This window comes from Pseudoroseomonas cervicalis ATCC 49957, from assembly GCF_000164635.1.
Classification (GTDB): Bacteria; Pseudomonadota; Alphaproteobacteria; order Acetobacterales; family Acetobacteraceae; genus Pseudoroseomonas; species Pseudoroseomonas cervicalis.
The window spans coordinates 326,849-330,023 of the sequence record NZ_GG770780.1; the positions used below are offsets into that span (position 1 = coordinate 326,849).

Annotated in this window: 2 protein-coding genes; one reads left to right on the forward strand and one right to left on the reverse strand. The window is 69.9% G+C overall.

The features are described from left to right. Positions 1 to 124: 124 nt before the first annotated feature. Complete coding sequence (gene uvrB, locus HMPREF0731_RS14930) at positions 125 to 2,365, reverse strand: excinuclease ABC subunit UvrB (RefSeq protein WP_007004991.1); 2,241 nt, start codon at positions 2,363 to 2,365, stop codon at positions 125 to 127. A gap of 276 nt (positions 2,366 to 2,641) precedes the next feature. On the opposite strand from uvrB, the gene HMPREF0731_RS14935 reads away from it, so the two are divergent. Further along, a complete protein-coding gene (locus HMPREF0731_RS14935) occupies positions 2,642 to 2,956 on the forward strand; it encodes a hypothetical protein (RefSeq protein WP_007004992.1) in 315 nt (104 codons plus the stop codon). Positions 2,957 to 3,175 lie beyond the last annotated feature (219 nt).

Consider the following 3,175-nt stretch of genomic DNA (forward strand, 5'->3'; position numbering starts at 1 on the left):
CCTGACCCGCGCCGAGGCCACGGCGGCGCCGGACCGGCGGACCGCCTGAGCCTGCCGCGCGCTGGCAGGAAGAAGGGCCGGGCGGCGATCCCCGGCCCTTTTTCCGTGCGCCGCCCGCCCCGCCTCAGGGCCCGCTGCGGCGGCGGCCGCCGCGCTTCTTCTCCGGGTCGTAGCCGCCACCGCCGGGGCCGAGCGGCTTGGGCTTCCACTCCCCCTTGGCGCGGCCGCCGCGCTTCGGCGCCGCCTCCTGCATCGAGCGGCCGGCCAAATTGGGTTGCAGCCCGGCCGCCTTGCCGCCCGGTGCGGCCAGGCCCAGCTCCAGATTCTCCAGCCGCTTGATCTCGTCGCGCAGCCGCGCCGCGGTCTCGAACTCCAGATCGGCGGCGGCAGCGCGCATCTTGCGCTCCAGCTCGGCGATGCTGGCGCGCAGATCCTTGCCGACGAACTCGGCCGGGCCGTCCGCCTCGGCCGCGGTGGGCGCGACGGTGACATAGTCCTGCTCATAGACGCTCTGCAGCACGTCGCTGATCTGCCGGCGGATGGTCTGCGGCGTGATGCCGTGCTCGGCATTGTAGGCCTGCTGCTTGGCGCGGCGGCGGTCGGTCTCCTCCAGCGCGCGCTTCAGGCTGTCGGTCATGCGGTCGGCATAGAGCACGACGCGCCCCTCGGCATTGCGCGCGGCGCGGCCGATGGTCTGGATCAGCGAGGTGGTGGAGCGGAGGAAACCCTCCTTGTCGGCATCCAGGATGGCGACGAGGGCGCATTCGGGGATGTCGAGCCCCTCGCGCAGCAGGTTGATGCCGACCAGCACGTCGAACACGCCCTTGCGCAGATCGCGGATGATCTCGATCCGCTCCAGCGTGTCGACGTCGGAATGCAGGTAGCGGACCTTGATGCCCGCCTCGGTCATGTATTCGGTGAGATCCTCGGCCATGCGCTTGGTCAGCGTCGTGACCAGCACGCGCCCGCCCTGCTGCATCACCGTGCGGCACTCGGCCAGCAGATCGTCCACCTGGCCCTCGACGGGGCGGATCTCGCAGACCGGGTCGGTCAGGCCGGTCGGGCGGATCACCTGCTCGGCGAAGACGCCGCCGCTGCGCTCCATCTCCCACCCGCCGGGCGTCGCGCTGACGAACAGCGTGTCGGGGCGGAAGCTGTCCCACTCCTCGAATTTCAGCGGCCGGTTGTCCATGCAGGAGGGCAGCCGGAAGCCGAATTCGGAGAGAATGGTCTTACGCGCGAAGTCGCCGCGATACATGCCGCCGATCTGCGGCACGGTGACGTGGCTCTCATCGACCACCAGCAGCGCGTTCTCCGGCAGGTATTCGAACAGCGTCGGCGGCGGCTGGCCGGGGCCGCGGCCGGAGAGATACCGGGAATAATTCTCGATGCCTTTGCAGGAGCCGGTGGTCTCCATCATCTCCAGGTCGAAGGTGGTGCGCTGCTCCAGCCGCTGCGCCTCCAGCAGCTTGCCCTCGGCGTTCAGCTCCTCCAGCCGCTGCTTCAGCTCGACGCGGATGTCGCGGATCGCCTGCAGCAGCGTCGGCCGCGGCGTGACGTAGTGGCTGTTGGCGTAGATGGCGACGCTTTCCATCTCGCCGGCGATCTCGCCGGTCAGCGGGTCGAACTCGCGCAACCCGTCGATCTCGTCGCCGAAGAGCGAGATGCGCCAGGCGCGGTCCTCCAGATGCGAGGGCCAGACATCGACCGTCTCGCCGCGCACGCGGAAGGTGCCGCGCTGGAAGGCGGCGTCGTTGCGGCGGTATTGCTGCTCGACCAGCGCCTTCAGCAGCACGTCGCGCGCCATGCGGCCGCCGAGCTGCAACTTGATGACCATGTTCGAGTACAGCTCGACCGAGCCGATGCCGTAGATGCAGGAGACGGAGGCGACGATGATGACGTCGTTGCGCTCGAGCAGCGCCTGCGTCGCCGAGTGGCGCATGCGGTCGATCTGCTCGTTGATCTGCGCGTCCTTCTCGATATAGGTGTCGGAGCGCGGGACATAGGCCTCCGGCTGGTAGTAGTCGTAGTAGCTGACGAAATACTCCACCGCGTTCTCGGGGAAGAAGGACTTCATCTCCCCGTAGAGCTGCGCCGCCAGCGTCTTGTTGGGCGCCAGGATCAGCGTCGGGCGCTGCACATGCTCGATCACCTTGGCCATGGTGAAGGTCTTGCCCGAGCCGGTGACGCCGAGCAGCACCTGGTCGCGCTCCCCCTGCCGCAGCCCCTCCACCAGCTGGCCGATGGCTGCGGGCTGGTCGCCCGCCGGCTCATAGGGGGAGACCACCTGCAGCCGCCGCAGGGACGGCGGCGAGGGGCGCTTCGGCGGCACGAAGGGGCTGGCGACGGGAATGACGTGGTTCATGCGCGGGGAACCCCCAGGGCGGCGGAAAGGCTGCGGCGTGGCGAGCCCGGAACCTGCGGCGAGCGATGCGGCGAATGTGGTGCGCGCTGGCGCGACTCGCCAGGGGCGCCGCCAAACCGTGAACGAGATGCGAACATGCTGCCCCGGCCCCGGCCTGCCGGCAAGTCGCCTGACATCTTCGTGATCCGTTTACCCTCTTTAAGAGTTATTCACCATTTTCCCCCATGCTGCGCCGCATCCCCCCGGACGCGTAGGTCCTGCGAGAAGGAGCACAGAATGTGCGAACCCGCCCTGGCGGCCCGGCTCACCGCAGCCGAGATCGCCGCCCTGACCACCGGTCTGCGTGCCTTGGAGGGCGCCTGGTCGGTCTTTCCTCATGTCGATGCCGAAGGCGCCGTCACCCTGATGCTGACCCCCGCCGCCTGGGAAGGCACGGAGGCCGCCCTGCTCGTGCAGCGCGAGGTCGCAGGACTCTGCGTGCTGCTCAGCGAGGGCGATGACATCACCTGCCTCGGCTGCGTGGCCGAGCCGGACGCCGCCCTCGCTTTGCTGGCCCGCGCCGCCGGGCAGCACCAGCGCCACGCGGCCTGAAGCCTTGAGGGGGCTCCGCCCCCTCAAACTCCCCCGGCAGGGGATAGGATCCCCTGCACCGCCTTCAGCGGGGCATTCAGATCAGCGTCACGCTGCCCAGGGCGGGGGTGGGGCCGAGCAGGTCCGGCGGGCGGCCCGCCAGCAGATCGGCCAGCAGCTTCAGCGGCCCGCCATGGCCGACCACCAGCGCGCGCGGCGGCAGCGCGGCGGCGAAATCCC

Bases quoted from the DNA above. Each gene is read 5' to 3' on its own strand.
- HMPREF0731_RS14935 (WP_007004992.1), top strand. From the start codon at position 2,642: ATGTGCGAACCCGCCCTGGCGGCCCGGCTCACCGCAGCCGAGATCGCC.
- uvrB (WP_007004991.1), bottom strand. From the start codon at position 2,365: ATGAACCACGTCATTCCCGTCGCCAGCCCCTTCGTGCCGCCGAAGCGC.